The following is a 14493-nucleotide window of genomic DNA, read 5'->3' on the forward strand; positions in this document are numbered from 1 at the left end:
TCGATTTTGATACAATAGTTTCAAAATTTGAGAGGAGTTTTTATATGAATCGCTACGCAGTACAGTTAATCAGTCGAGGAGCTGTTAACAAGATAGGAAATATGCTCTATGATTATGGGAATAGTGTCTGGTTGGCTTCCATGGGGACTATCGGACAGACAGTTTTAGGAATGTATCAGATTTCTGAGCTCGTCACATCCATTCTCGTAAACCCCTTTGGCGGAGTCATTTCAGACCGTTTTTCTCGTCGTAAGATTTTAATGGCGGCAGACCTTGTTTGTGGGATTCTTTGTCTGGCTATTTCTTTTATAAGGAATGACAGCTGGATGATTGGAGCTTTGATTGGGGCTAATATTGTGCAGGCGATTGCTTTCGCCTTTTCTAGACCAGCAAATAAGGCCATTATCACAGAATTGGTAGAGAAGAATGAACTGGTCCTCTACAATTCTCGTTTGGAGTTGGTCTTGCAGGTTGTCAGTGTGAGTTCTCCTGTACTCTCTTTTCTGGTTTTACAATTCGCAAGTCTCCATCTGACGCTCTTACTAGATGCTTTGACTTTTTTTATAGCATTTGTTCTAGTGGCCTTACTTCCAAAAGAAGAACCAATGGTTCAAGATAAGAAACCTTTTACTGGGAAAGATATTTTTGCGGATATCAAAGATGGCTTGCACTATATCTGGCATCAAAAAGAGATTTTCTTTCTTCTGTTAGTGGCTTCCAGCGTTAATTTCTTTTTTGCGGCTTTTGAGTTTTTGCTTCCCTTTTCGAATCAGCTTTACGGGTCAGAAGGAGCGTATGCAAGTATTTTAACTATGGGGGCTATTGGTTCCATCATTGGGGCTCTTCTAGCTAGTAAAATTAAAGCTAATGTTTATAATCTTTTGATTTTACTAGCTTTGACAGGTGTCGGAGTTTTTATGATGGGATTACCACTGGCAACTTTTCTTTCCTTTTCTGGAAATTTAGTTTGTGAATTGTTTATGACGATTTTTAATATTCACTTTTTTACTCGAGTACAAACCAAGGTTGAGAGCGAATTTCTTGGGAGGGTACTGAGTACAATTTTTACCTTAGCTATTCTATTTATGCCTATTGCAAAAGGATTTATGACAGTCTTGCCAAGTGTACATCTCTCTTCTTTCCTGATAATTGGAAGTGGTGTTATCATCTTGTCTTGTATATCGTTTATTTATGTTCGAACTCATTTTGAAAAATTGATATAAAGCTGCTTGAGTTTTAAAAATAATTCCAATCTAAGTATTTTTTCCGCTCTTCTCGTTTGTGAGGAGGGCTTAGTTTATGGTAAAATGGTCTTATGAATAAAAGAATGAATGAGTTAGTCGCCGTGCTCAATCGTTATGCGACTGAGTACTATACCAGCGACAATCCGTCGGTTTCAGACAGTGAGTATGACCGTCTTTATCGTGAGTTGGTTGAGTTAGAAACCGCCTATCCAGATCAAGTATTAGCAGACAGTCCGACCCATCGTGTTGGTGGCAAGGTTTTAGATGGTTTTGAAAAATATAGTCATCAGTATCCTCTTTATAGTTTGCAGGATGCTTTTTCACGTGAGGAGCTTGAAGCTTTTGATGCGCGTGTTCGTAAGGAAGTGGCTCATCCAACCTATATTTGTGAGCTGAAAATCGATGGCTTGTCTATCTCGCTGACTTATGAAAAGGGGATTCTAGTTGCAGGTGCAACGCGTGGAGATGGTTCTGTTGGGGAGAACATCACAGAAAATCTTAAGCGTGTTAAGGACATTCCTTTGACACTACCAGAAGAGTTAGATATCACTGTTCGTGGGGAATGTTACATGCCACGCGCTTCTTTTGACCAGGTTAATCAAACTCGCCAAGAAAATGGAGAGCCTGAATTTGCCAATCCTCGTAATGCGGCGGCAGGAACTCTGCGTCAGCTGGATACAGCAGTAGTTGCCAAGCGTAATCTTGCCACTTTCCTCTATCAAGAAGCTAGTCCGTCAACTCGTGATAGCCAAGAAAAGGTTTTGAAGCACCTAGAACAGCTCGGTTTTGTAGTCAATTCTAAACGAATTCTGGCTGAAAATATGGATGAGATTTGGGATTTTATCCAAGAAGTAGGACAGGAACGAGAGAATCTACCTTATGATATAGATGGGGTGGTGATTAAGGTCAATGACCTAGCAGATCAAGAAGAACTTGGCTTTACTGTTAAGGCTCCAAAGTGGGCAGTAGCCTATAAGTTTCCTGCTGAGGAAAAAGAAGCTCAACTCCTGTCGGTTGACTGGACAGTAGGCCGTACGGGTGTTGTGACCCCAACTGCCAATCTGACTCCTGTTCAGCTTGCTGGAACAACAGTTAGCCGTGCGACCTTGCACAATGTAGATTATATTGCTGAAAAAGATATCCGCAAAGATGATACGGTTATCGTCTATAAGGCTGGAGATATCATCCCTGCTGTCTTGCGTGTGGTAGAATCCAAACGGGTTTCTGAAGAGAAACTAGATATCCCTACAAACTGCCCAAGTTGTGATTCTGACTTGTTGCACTTTGAAGATGAAGTGGCCCTCCGTTGTATCAATCCGCGTTGTCCTGCTCAAATCATGGAAGGCTTGATTCACTTTGCCTCTCGAGATGCTATGAATATTACAGGCCTTGGTCCATCTATTGTTGAGAAACTATTTGCTGCTAATCTGGTTAAGGATGTGGCAGATATTTATCGTTTGAAAGAAGAAGATTTCCTCCTTTTAGAGGGGGTTAAGGAAAAGTCTGCTGCTAAACTGTATCAAGCCATTCAAGCATCTAAGGAAAATTCTGCCGAGAAGCTCTTATTTGGTTTGGGAATTCGCCATGTTGGAAGCAAGGCCAGTCAGTTGTTACTTCAACATTTTCACTCGATTGAAAATCTGGCCCAAGCAGATCCAGAGGAAGTGGCTAGTATTGAGAGTCTGGGTGGTGTGATTGCCAAGAGTCTTCAGACTTATTTTGCGATAGAGGGCTCTGAAATTCTTCTCAGAGAATTGAAAGAAGCTGGGGTCAATCTGGATTATAAAGGTCAGACAGTAGTAGCGGATGCGGCCTTGTCAGGTTTGACCGTTGTATTGACTGGGAAATTGGAACGTCTCAAACGCTCAGAAGCTAAAAGTAAACTCGAAAGTCTGGGTGCAAAAGTAACAGGCAGTGTTTCTAAAAAGACCGACCTCGTTGTGGCAGGAGCAGATGCTGGAAGCAAACTTCAAAAAGCACAAGAACTTGGTATTGAGGTTCGAGATGAAGCTTGGCTAGAAAGTCTGTAATGATAGTTTAAAACCAGAGTTTAGAAAGTATAACTAGTTTGTTAATCGGAACAAAATCGGTCAAGAATTTTTTAGTGAAACAAAAATAAATTAAGAATAGAAAATGGAAAAAACAATGTATAACTACCCTATGCGCATTCATTACCATCGCAAGAATGGTGAATACGACACTTGCTCTTTTGTAAAAAGTCAGGACCAGCGAATTGATTTGCTGAGCTACAAAGAAGATTATTTTGGCGCCTTATTTAGTTTTGAACACCCAAGTGCTCATGCCCTAGAAAGCTTGAATTTTGTGGTTCATACAGGTCAAACCAGTAAAGAATATGCTATCCGTTTTAATCACTATCCTCTTTTAACAGAGGTATGGATTTTGGAAGGGGATGACAGGATTTATTATTCTGAAAATCCTGCTATTGCCAGTCCTTTCTATAAGAATCAAAATCCTTTTGCCTTTGATAAGGCTATTAACAGTGCCAGTTTTGACCATCATTGGGGTTACCAAGGAGAATTGGGTTGCCGTGTAGAGGACAATCAGGCTCATTTCGCTCTCTGGGCTCCAACAGCGACAGAAGTGCAGGTTGTCGTTTATGAATCAGCTACTAATGATGCACCTGTTTGGAAAACTTTTGAGATGGAGCGAGGCAATAGCTACTCTTATAACCATAAAGACAATACAATCGGTGTCTGGAGTTTGGATGTTGAGGAAGATTTGACTGGTAAGGCTTATCAGTATCAAGTCCAATTCCCTCATCACCAAACCTTGACACGCGATCCTTATACCATCGCGACCAGTCCTGATGGCAAACGTTCAGCTATTCTAGGCCATGCAGAAAAGCAAGTTGAAAACTTCGAGGTCAAGCACGGTTCTGAGGCTACTTGGCGCTTGGAAAATCCATGTAAGGCAGTTATTTGCGAAATGCATATTCGTGATTTGACTAAATCACCGACCTCAGGTGTGGATGAACATCTTCGAGGAACTTTCTTGGGTGCTGCTCAGACTGGGACAGTTAACCAGTATGGCCAAGCAACTGCTTTTGATTACATCAAGAAGATCGGCTACAATTATGTTCAGTTGCAACCAATTGCAGATCGTCACAAAGAATACGATGAGGATGGAAATGTAACCTACAACTGGGGTTATGACCCACAAAACTATAACGCACCAGAAACAAGTTTATCAACCAATCCAAATGATCCAGCTCAGGTCATTCGTGATTTGAAGACCATGGTTCAAGCTTATCACGATGCGGGTATTGGTGTTATTATGGATGTGGTCTATAACCATACCTTCTCAGTTGTTGATGCACCTTTCCAAACAACTGTCCCTGATTACTATTATCGTATGAATCCAGATGGTACCTTCCAGAATGGAACGGGTGTTGGAAATGAAACTGCCAGTGAACACGAAATGTTCCGCAAGTATATGATTGATTCTCTTCTATACTGGGTACAGGAATACAATATTGACGGCTTCCGTTTTGACTTGATGGGGATTCATGATGTCAAGACTATGCAGATGATTCGTCAGAGTTTGGATGAAATCGACCCTAACATTATCCTCTATGGAGAAGGATGGGATATGGGAACAGGCCTAGCGCCTTATGATAAGGCTAAGAAAGACAATGCCTACCAGATGCCAAATATTGGTTTCTTTAATGACAATCAGCGTGATGCTGTCAAAGGTGGAGAAGTTTATGGTGCTATCAAGTCAGGTTTTGTTAGTGGTGCTGCTACAGAGCCAATTCTAGCCAAAGCAATTCTAGGCAGTCGTGAATTAGGATCATATATTCGTCCAAATCAAGTTCTAAACTATGTCGAGGCCCATGATAACTACAATCTTCACGATTTGTTGGCAACCCTTCATCCAGACCAAACTTCCGAGCAAATCATGCGCAAGGTCGAAACTGCCACAGCCATGAATCTGCTTATGCAAGGGATGGCCTTTATGGAAATCGGTCAAGAATTTGGCCGTACCAAGCTGCTTGCGACAGGTGAAAATGGTGAGTTGACTCATGATGATAGAGAGCGTGCAATGAATAGCTATAATGCTCCTGACAGTGTGAATCAAGTCAACTGGGATTTGATCAATGAACGTCAAGACAGCATTGAATTCATTCGTCAAATTATTCGATTGAAGACAGAAACCAGTGCCTTTTCTTACCCTACTTATGATGAAATTTACCATCATGTCTTTGTTCATTCAGCTCACGAACATAGTGGTTGGATTGTCTATGAGATTCAAGGGGAAGAACATTTATTGGTTGTATTTAATGCTAAAGGGCAAGACTTCCAGTTTGAAAATGCAGGGAACCTAGAACTCTTGGTGACCAATAGCCATTTAAGTGATAAAGACATGGTTGGTGGCGTAAGTGCCAGCGTCTTTAAAGTTTTGTAGAATAGATTTACAATTTTATTTTTGTATGTTATATCAGAATATTTTTAAAAAATTAAAGGCTTTTCTATGGATAGTGATGTTTTTTTAGATTATTTTTTGAAATCACTTAGGTTTCATCTTGGTGATAGGTGTAAGGATATTGGATTTATAGAGTTTGTTAAAGATGAAAATAATAGTTTTATTATTATAAAGGATTATATTTTAGAATCATTAGTAGTGTTGTCAAATATTTTGAGTAAGGAGAGGATTGTGTTTTCTTGTGGGGTTATTCATAGTAAGGGGGGAGTTACTGGAGTAGAAGTATGTATGAATGTATTAGAGTTAGAAAGATTAAATAATTTGTATAAGATATAGTTTTGAAGAATATTAAAAAACATAATGGCAACTGTCTATGTAGGATGTGTGGAGTTGATAGTATCAATGTTTCCTAACGAAGTAAAGTATAGTGCGTTATACTTTACTTGGAAGAGGTGCCGAAAATATGCTAAACTACTATAAAAACAATAAAATCAGGAGATTCGTTTCCTGATTTATTTTTTTACTTAAAATTATATTTTTGTTAGCTAAATAACGAACTTTATGATAGTATTATAAAAAACAATTCGTTTTCAAAGCGTTTCTGAAAATTTCTTGATTTACAAGTGAACACATCAGTGAATTTGTTGAAGACTTTCAAAAGATTTCTTTGCAAATTCCGTAATTTACTTGAATCTTCCCTAAAAAGGTAGTATAATAAATCTATAGAAAACGCTTACAGAATTAGGAGGGTGTATGGATAAGAATAATGCTTTAAAAACCTTTATGACAGGTGAAAATTTTCACCTCCAGCACTATCTGGGAGCTCATAGGGAAGAAAAAAATGGAGAGTATGGCTATATTTTTCGTGTGTGGGCGCCTAATGCTCAGGCTGTTCACTTGGTAGGGGATTTCACCAATTGGGTTGAAAATCAAATTCCGATGGAACGGAATGAATTTGGAGTCTGGGAAGTCTTTACAAGTTCTGCTCAAGAAGGCCAAATTTACAAGTACCATATCACACGTGCAAATGGTCATCAGCTTATGAAGATTGACCCTTTGGCTGTACGGTATGAGGCACGACCTGGGACTGGTGCTATTTTAACAGATATTCCAGAAAAGAAATGGAAGGATGGTCTCTGGCTAGCCCGTAGAAAACGCTTGAGCTTTGAAGAGCGTCCTGTCAATATTTACGAGGCTCATGCTGGCTCTTGGAAGAGAAATCCTGATGGCAGCCCCTTTAGTTTTTCTCAATTGAAGGATGAGCTGATTCCTTACTTGGTTGAGATGAACTATACTCACATTGAGTTTATGCCCTTGATGTCCCACCCTCTCGGTTTGAGTTGGGGTTACCAGCTTATGGGGTACTTTGCTTTAGAGCATGCCTATGGTCGTCCTGAAGAGTTTCAAGATTTTGTTGAGGAATGTCACTTAAACAATATTGGTGTTATTGTAGACTGGGTACCTGGTCATTTTACTATAAATGATGATGCCTTGGCTTATTATGATGGGACTCCAACTTTTGAGTACCAAGACCATAATAAGGCTCACAACTATGGTTGGGGAGCTCTCAATTTTGACCTTGGAAAAAATGAAGTCCAGTCCTTCTTGATTTCTAGTATTAAGTTTTGGATTGATTTTTACCATTTAGATGGTATTCGTGTGGATGCAGTTAGCAACATGCTCTATCTTGATTATGATGATGCACCATGGACGCCTAACAAGGATGGTGGCAATCTAAACTACGAAGGCTATTATTTCTTAAAACGCTTGAATGATGTCATTAAACAAGCTCATCCAGATGTTATGATGATAGCTGAGGAAAGTTCATCAGTTACTCAGATTACTGACACCAAGGATTCAGATGGTCTAGGATTTGACTACAAGTGGAATATGGGCTGGATGAATGATATCCTCCGTTTCTATGAAGAAGATCCGATTTACCGTAAATATGACTTTAATCTGGTGACTTTCAGCTTTATGTATGTCTTCAAGGAGAATTATCTCTTACCATTCTCGCATGATGAAGTGGTTCATGGTAAGAAGAGTATGATGCATAAGATGTGGGGAGATCGTTATAATCAATTCGCAGGCTTACGCAATCTTTACACTTACCAAATTTGTCACCCTGGTAAGAAATTGCTTTTCATGGGTAGCGAATACGGCCAATTCCTAGAATGGAAATCTGAAGAACAGTTGGAATGGTCTAACCTAGAAGACCCAATGAATGCGAAGATGAAGTATTTTACATCTCAGCTAAACAAGTTCTACAAAGACCACCGCTGTCTGTGGGAAATTGATACCAGCTATGATGGCATTGAAATTATTGATGCGGATAATCGAGACCAGAGTGTTCTTACCTTCATCCGTAAAGGTAAGAAGGACGACATGCTAGTCTGCGTCTTTAATATGGCACCTGTTGAACGAAAAGATTTTACAATTGGACTGCCTGTCGCAGGGATTTATGAAGAAGTCTGGAATACTGAGTTAGAAGAGTGGGGAGGTGTCTGGAAAGAGCATAACCAAACCGTTCAAACGCAAGAAGGACTATGGAAGGATTATGAGCAGACCTTGACCTTTACCCTACCGGCTATGGGAGCAAGTGTATGGAAAATCAAGCGCCGCTTGAAACCTACTAAAATTGTCACAAGTAAAAACCAAAAAGGAGTAGAAAATGAAGAATGAAATGTTAGCTTTGATTCTTGCTGGTGGGCAAGGAACTCGTCTCGGTAAACTCACTCAAAGCATTGCAAAACCAGCTGTGCAATTTGGTGGGCGCTACCGTATCATTGACTTTGCTCTTTCAAACTGTGCCAACTCAGGAATTCACAATGTTGGAGTCATTACACAGTACCAACCACTTGCTCTCAACAACCATATCGGGAATGGTTCAAGCTGGGGACTAGACGGTATCAATTCTGGGGTCTCTATTCTTCAACCTTATTCTGCAAGTGAAGGAAATCGTTGGTTCGAAGGGACTAGTCACGCTATTTACCAGAACATCGACTATATAGACAGTGTCAATCCTGAGTATGTCTTGATTCTTTCTGGGGACCACATCTACAAAATGGACTATGATGATATGCTCCAGTCTCACAAGGATAATAATGCCAGCTTGACAGTAGCGGTTTTAGATGTCCCCCTTAAAGAAGCAAGCCGTTTTGGTATCATGAACACAGATGCTAACAACCGTATCGTTGAATTTGAAGAAAAACCAGCTCAACCTAAATCTACAAAAGCTTCTATGGGAATCTATATCTTTGATTGGCAACGTCTTCGCAATATGCTTGTTGCTGCTGAAAAGAGCAATGTCGATATGTCAGACTTCGGTAAGAATGTCATTCCAAATTACCTTGAGTCAGGTGAAAGTGTCTATGCCTATGAATTTAATGGCTACTGGAAAGACGTTGGTACGATTGAATCGCTTTGGGAAGCTAACATGGAATATATTTCACCAGAAAATGCCTTGGATAGCCGTAACCGTCAATGGAAGATTTATTCAAGAAACTTGATTTCACCACCAAACTTCCTTGGTGCAAATGCACATGTTGAAGATTCTTTGGTTGTCGATGGCTGTTTCGTAGATGGAACTGTTAAGCATTCTATCCTTTCAACAGGGGCGCAAGTTCGCGAAGGGGCAGAAGTAGTAGATTCAGTTATCATGAGTGGAGCAATTGTTGGTCAGGGAGCTAAAATCAAACGTGCCATTATTGGTGAAGGTGCAGTCATTTCTGATGGTGTCGAAATTGATGGAACAGAAGAAGTACAAGTTGTAGGATATGATGAAGTAGTGGGGGTAGCAACAGATGAAGATTGATAAATATTCTGCCATTTTAGGAAACACAGTTGGTTTTCATGATATGTCAACATTGACCGACCACCGTCCAGTAGCTAGTTTGCCATTTGGTGGTAAATATCGCTTAATTGATTTCCCGCTTTCAAGTCTTGCTAATGCTGGTGTCCGTAGTATTTTTGGTATTTTCCAACAAGATAATATCAGCTCAGTCTTCGACCATATCCGTTCTGGGCGTGAGTGGGGCTTGTCAACTCTTCTTAGCCACTACTATCTAGGTATTTACAATACCCGTGTGGAAAGTAGTACAGTTGGAAAAGAATACTACCAACAGCTTCTTACTTATTTGAAACGTTCTGGCTCAAACCAAACAGTATCACTTAACTGTGATGTTTTGATTAATATTGATCTGAACCAAGTATTCCACCTACACAGTGCAAATAAGGGGCCTATCACTGTAGTTTATAAAAAACTACCTAAAAAAGATATTTCAGAAGTAAATGCAATCTTGGAAGTGGATGAAACAGACCATGTTCGTTCTCACAAACTCTTTGATAGTAAATCAACAGATGAAGTTTACAATATGTCCACAGATATCTTTGTCGTTGATACACCGTGGTTGATTGAACGCTTAGAAGAAGAAGCTAAGAAAGAACATCCAGAGAAATTGCGTTATGTTTTACGGGATTTAGCTGCAAAAGAAGGGGCTTTTGCCTACGAGTACACAGGTTATCTAGCAAATATTCATTCTGTAGAGTCTTATTACAAAGCTAACAAAGATATGCTTGAATCACAAAAATTCTACTCTCTCTTCTCACCAAATCAAAAGATTTATACAAAGGTCAAGAATGAAGAACCGACCTACTATGCTAACACATCGAAGGTAAGCACGTCTCAGTTTGCTTCTGGTAGTATCATTGAGGGGGAAGTGGATAATTCTGTTCTATCACGTAATATTCATGTGCATAAGGATAGCTTGGTTAAAGATAGCATCTTATTCCCTCGTGTTGTTATTGGAGAAGGTGCTCAGGTAGAATATGCTATTTTGGACAAGGGTGTTGAAGTTGCGGATGGCGTTGTGATCCGTGGAACTGCAGAACATCCAGTCGTCGTTAAGAAAGGTGCTAAAGTAACAGAGGATATTCATTCATGAAAATTTTATTTGTAGCAGCGGAGGGTGCACCCTTTTCAAAAACAGGTGGTTTGGGAGACGTCATTGGCGCTCTTCCAAAATCACTGGTAAAAGCAGGACATGAAGTTGCAGTAATTCTCCCCTACTATGACATGGTAGAGGCTAAATTTGGAAATCAGATTGAAGATGTTCTTCATTTTGAGGTGAGTGTTGGTTGGCGCAGACAGTACTGTGGAATTAAGAAAACAGTACTAAATGGTGTGACCTTCTACTTTATTGACAATCAATATTATTTCTTCCGTGGTCATGTTTACGGTGATTTTGACGACGGAGAGCGCTTTGCATTTTTCCAACTTGCTGCCATTGAGGCTATGGAAAGGATTGACTTTATTCCTGATCTTCTCCATGTTCATGACTACCATACAGCTATGATTCCTTTCTTGTTGAAGGAAAAATACCGTTGGATTCAAGCCTATCAAGGAATAAAAACTGTTTTAACTATTCATAATTTAGAATTCCAAGGACAATTTTCAGAAGGAATGTTGGGTGATTTGTTTGGAGTTGGCTTTGAACGATACGCTGATGGCACCCTTCGCTGGAATAACTGTCTGAACTGGATGAAGGCAGGTATTCTCTATGCGGATCGTGTGTCAACCGTTTCACCTAGTTATGCTCATGAAATTATGACTAGTCAGTTTGGATGTAACTTGGATCAGATTCTTAGGATGGAGTCTGGTAAAGTTTCTGGTATCGTGAATGGGATTGATGCTGACCTTTATAATCCTCAGACGGATGCCCTTTTAGACTATCATTTTAATCAGGAAGATCTGTCTGGAAAAGCCAAGAATAAGGCAAAATTACAAGAGAGAGTTGGCTTGCCAGTTAGAGCTGATGTTCCTCTGGTGGGAATTGTTTCTCGTTTGACACGTCAAAAAGGTTTTGATGTGGTGGTGGAAAGTCTGCACCATATCTTGCAAGAAGATATTCAGATTGTTCTTTTGGGAACTGGCGATCCAGCATTTGAAGGAGCTTTCTCATGGTTTGCTCAAATCTATCCAGACAAGCTATCAGCAAATATCACTTTTGATGTCAAACTAGCTCAAGAAATCTACGCTGCTTGTGACCTCTTCCTCATGCCGAGTCGTTTTGAACCGTGTGGCTTGTCTCAGATGATGGCTATGCGTTACGGAACCTTGCCATTAGTCCATGAAGTTGGTGGCTTGCGAGATACCGTTAAAGCCTTTAATCCAATCGAAGGAAGTGGTACTGGTTTTAGCTTTGACAATCTATCTCCTTATTGGTTAAATTGGACTTTCCAAACAGCATTGGACTTGTATAGACACCATCCTGACGTTTGGAGAAATCTACAAAAACAAGCTATGGAGTGTGATTTCTCATGGGATACAGCCTGCAAGTCATACCTTGACTTGTACCACAGTTTAGTTAATTAATAGATAAAATCGTATGATGACTTCATACGATTTTTGGGCTGTTTAGAGAGGAGAACTAATGTCTCAAGTAAAAGGCTTGTGTGTTATGGATGTTGATGGAACCTTAATCCTAGAAGAAGTGATTGACCTTTTGGGAAGAGAGGTAGGTCGTGAGGAGGAAATTTCGCAGATTACAAGTCGGGCAATGAGAGGAGAGTTAGACTTTGAAAGCAGTTTAAGAAAAAGAGTTTCCTTCTTGGAAGGCCTTCCTATTTCGGTATTTGATAAAGTCTTCAATTCTATTCATCTAACGCCAAATGCCCAGGAATTCATTTCCATTCTCCAAAAGAATGGTATCCTAGTTGGTCTGGTGTCTGGTGGCTTTACGCAAATAGTTGAGAGACTAGCAAAATCACTTGGTATTGCCTATTTCTCTGCCAATCAACTTGAAGTCAAAGATGGTCTTCTAACAGGAAAATTGATTGGACAAATTATCAGTCCCCAGGTCAAAAAAAAGACTTTGGAAAAATGGAGAGAGAAACTAAAACTTCCTAAAGAAAGAACGATTGCAATCGGTGATGGGGCCAATGATCTATTAATGTTGATGTCAGCAGGACTAGGAATCGCCTTTTGTGCCAAAGAAGTGCTCAAAAAAGAAATACCGAATCATGTTGATAAGAGGGATTTTTTAGAAGTTCTTCCTTTGATTGACTGGTTAGAATGAGGTAAAATATGAAGATTGTAATTGCACCAGATTCATTTAAGGAAAGCTTGACAGCTCAACAGGTAGCTGAAGCAATAAAAAGAGGCTTCCAACAATCGATAGTAGATGTAGACTGTCTCCTCTGCCCTGTTGGTGATGGGGGAGAAGGTACTGTAGATGCTATCCGACATTCTCTTGACCTAGAAGAAAAATGGATCCAAGTGACAGGACCTTTTGGACAAAAAGAAGCCATGCACTATTTTCAAAAAGGGAAACTGGCACTATTCGAAGTTGCTGATTTGGTTGGCCTTGGAAAGATTCCGATAGAGAAACGAAATCCACTTCAAATCCAAACTCGTGGTATCGGAGAGTTGATTCGCCATCTCATTGCTCAAGAGATTAAAGATATCTATATCGGTGTTGGTGGCACGGCCAGTAATGACGGAGGAATTGGGATTGCTGCTGGTTTAGGTTATCGATTTTATGATAGGGATGGAAATGTCTTGCCGGCTTGCGGTCAGTCCTTATTAAACTTAGCATCGATGTCAACAGAAAATCGCTATGAAATTCCTGAAGATGTTCAAATTCGTATTTTAGCAGATGTCGTGAGTCCCTTATGTGGTCCTCAAGGTGCGACCTACACTTTTGGCAAACAAAAAGGTTTACATCCTACTATGTTTGCAGTCGTAGATCAGGCAATCCAAGATTTTTATGAAAAAGCCTCATCTGTAACATTGGAAATTAAAGGAGCAGGAGCTGGTGGAGGCATTGCTGGCGGTTTGTGTGCCTTTGCTCAGGCAAATATCGTGTCTGGAATTGATACGTGCCTGGACTTGATCAACTTTGATAAGAAAGTTTCAAATGCTGACTTGGTTATTGTTGGAGAAGGAAGACTAGATTGTCAAAGCTTTGCTGGGAAAGCGCCTATAGGCGTAGCAAAAAGAACCCCTGTCGGAGTTCCTGTCATTGCTATTTGTGGTAGTCTTGCTGAAGATTTACCTTCCCTACCATTTGAAAATATCCAAGCGGCTTTTTCAATTTTGGAGAAAAGTGAACCTCTAGAAGATAGTTTGAAAAATGCCCGTCTCTATTTGGAGCACACGGCTGCCAATATAGGGAATTTATTAAATATGCGCAAGATTTAGCCAAACCATTTCTTCCAGATGGATGTTTTGGCTGGTTCTTCCTTTTTAACTTCCCAAAGTTTTGCAAAAGCAAGTCGAAGGTCCTTTTCTTCTACTTGTACTGGTGCATTGCTATGAATAATCAGGCCAAAAGGAGAAGAAGTATGCTCATCAGATACAATGGTAGCTTGACTATCAGTTTCTTTAGCTTCTTTTAAGTAGAAAACTTGTTTGTCAAATTCGATATTTGGTGAAATCTTCACAAATAGTGGCTCTGCTTTTTCCTGAAGGTTTTCTAAAATAGATAAAAAACCTTTTTCTAACTGAGGGCTATTTGCTGTGTCAATATCTGCATATCCAAGAACTCTTTCCTCAAAAGTGCCAAGATAGCGTCTTTGCTCATCCGGATTTAATTTTGGCCCACCATGAGCTTTTTCAAGTAATTGTTTTGATAAATCTGTCATGAAAACAGTATATCATAAAAGTTAGAATAAAACAGACAAAAGAAAGCGATTACTTTATAAAGTTAAGGAAAATTTGCACAAAGATAACGTTTTTTCTTGAAAAAGGAGGGGTTTTAAGGTATTATAGAGGTGTAAAAAATTTAACTCATAAGGAGAGTAAAAA

The 14493-nt window shown here is 39.8% G+C and carries 11 protein-coding genes; 10 read left to right on the top strand and 1 reads right to left on the bottom strand.

Going from position 1 to position 14493, the window contains the following annotated elements:
* Nucleotides 1-44: 44 nt before the first annotated feature.
* From B7696_RS09545 to B7696_RS09590, 10 genes are all read left to right on the top strand, one after another.
* Nucleotides 45-1223, top strand: coding sequence for an MFS transporter (locus B7696_RS09545; protein ID WP_084863421.1), 1179 nt, complete (start codon nt 45-47; stop codon nt 1221-1223).
* A gap of 92 nt (nt 1224-1315) precedes the next feature.
* A complete protein-coding gene (gene ligA / locus B7696_RS09550; protein WP_084863423.1) occupies nt 1316-3274 on the top strand; it encodes an NAD-dependent DNA ligase LigA in 1959 nt (652 codons plus the stop codon).
* Between the two features lie 115 nt (nt 3275-3389).
* Nucleotides 3390-5669 carry a type I pullulanase gene (gene pulA / locus B7696_RS09555; protein ID WP_084863537.1) on the top strand — a complete coding sequence of 760 codons (2280 nt, stop codon included), beginning with the start codon at nt 3390-3392 and terminating at the stop codon, nt 5667-5669.
* 66 nt (nt 5670-5735) lie between these two features.
* The gene (locus B7696_RS09560; RefSeq protein ID WP_192856310.1) at nt 5736-6023 is read left to right on the top strand and encodes a hypothetical protein; all 288 of its coding nucleotides are present in this window, start codon (nt 5736-5738) and stop codon (nt 6021-6023) included.
* Between the two features lie 417 nt (nt 6024-6440).
* Nucleotides 6441-8369, top strand: coding sequence for a 1,4-alpha-glucan branching protein GlgB (gene glgB, locus B7696_RS09565; RefSeq protein ID WP_084863426.1), 1929 nt, complete (start codon nt 6441-6443; stop codon nt 8367-8369).
* Nucleotides 8359-9501 (top strand): glucose-1-phosphate adenylyltransferase, encoded by a 1143-nt coding sequence (locus B7696_RS09570; RefSeq protein ID WP_000787251.1) that lies wholly within the window; start codon nt 8359-8361, stop codon nt 9499-9501. Before glgB ends, B7696_RS09570 begins: the two co-directional genes overlap by 11 nt.
* Entirely contained in the window at nt 9491-10630 is a 1140-nt protein-coding gene (glgD, locus tag B7696_RS09575) for a glucose-1-phosphate adenylyltransferase subunit GlgD (RefSeq protein WP_049487212.1), read from the top strand. Before B7696_RS09570 ends, glgD begins: the two co-directional genes overlap by 11 nt.
* On the top strand, nt 10627-12060 hold the full coding sequence (gene glgA / locus B7696_RS09580) for a glycogen synthase GlgA (protein WP_049487211.1): 1434 nt from the start codon (nt 10627-10629) through the stop codon (nt 12058-12060). The genes glgD and glgA overlap by 4 nt, the downstream gene beginning before the upstream one ends.
* A 58-nt stretch (nt 12061-12118) precedes the next feature.
* Entirely contained in the window at nt 12119-12763 is a 645-nt protein-coding gene (gene serB, locus B7696_RS09585; protein ID WP_049487210.1) for a phosphoserine phosphatase SerB, read from the top strand.
* 8 nt (nt 12764-12771) lie between these two features.
* Nucleotides 12772-13887 (top strand): glycerate kinase, encoded by a 1116-nt coding sequence (locus B7696_RS09590; RefSeq protein ID WP_084863428.1) that lies wholly within the window; start codon nt 12772-12774, stop codon nt 13885-13887.
* On the opposite strand, the gene B7696_RS09595 is transcribed toward B7696_RS09590, so the two are convergent.
* A complete protein-coding gene (locus B7696_RS09595) occupies nt 13884-14330 on the bottom strand; it encodes a YueI family protein (protein WP_084863430.1) in 447 nt (148 codons plus the stop codon). The genes B7696_RS09590 and B7696_RS09595 overlap by 4 nt on opposite strands.
* Nucleotides 14331-14493 lie beyond the last annotated feature (163 nt).

It is taken from the genome of Streptococcus mitis (assembly GCF_002096815.1).
Classification (GTDB): domain Bacteria; phylum Bacillota; class Bacilli; order Lactobacillales; family Streptococcaceae; genus Streptococcus; species Streptococcus mitis_AD.

Bases quoted from the DNA above. Each gene is read 5' to 3' on its own strand.
- serB (WP_049487210.1), top strand. From the start codon at position 12,119: ATGTCTCAAGTAAAAGGCTTGTGTGTTATGGATGTTGATGGAACCTTA.
- glgD (WP_049487212.1), top strand. From the start codon at position 9,491: ATGAAGATTGATAAATATTCTGCCATTTTAGGAAACACAGTTGGTTTT.
- pulA (WP_084863537.1), top strand. From the start codon at position 3,390: ATGTATAACTACCCTATGCGCATTCATTACCATCGCAAGAATGGTGAA.
- B7696_RS09595 (WP_084863430.1), bottom strand. From the start codon at position 14,330: ATGACAGATTTATCAAAACAATTACTTGAAAAAGCTCATGGTGGGCCA.
- glgB (WP_084863426.1), top strand. From the start codon at position 6,441: ATGGATAAGAATAATGCTTTAAAAACCTTTATGACAGGTGAAAATTTT.
- B7696_RS09545 (WP_084863421.1), top strand. From the start codon at position 45: ATGAATCGCTACGCAGTACAGTTAATCAGTCGAGGAGCTGTTAACAAG.
- B7696_RS09560 (WP_192856310.1), top strand. From the start codon at position 5,736: ATGGATAGTGATGTTTTTTTAGATTATTTTTTGAAATCACTTAGGTTT.
- glgA (WP_049487211.1), top strand. From the start codon at position 10,627: ATGAAAATTTTATTTGTAGCAGCGGAGGGTGCACCCTTTTCAAAAACA.
- B7696_RS09570 (WP_000787251.1), top strand. From the start codon at position 8,359: ATGAAGAATGAAATGTTAGCTTTGATTCTTGCTGGTGGGCAAGGAACT.
- B7696_RS09590 (WP_084863428.1), top strand. From the start codon at position 12,772: ATGAAGATTGTAATTGCACCAGATTCATTTAAGGAAAGCTTGACAGCT.
- ligA (WP_084863423.1), top strand. From the start codon at position 1,316: ATGAATAAAAGAATGAATGAGTTAGTCGCCGTGCTCAATCGTTATGCG.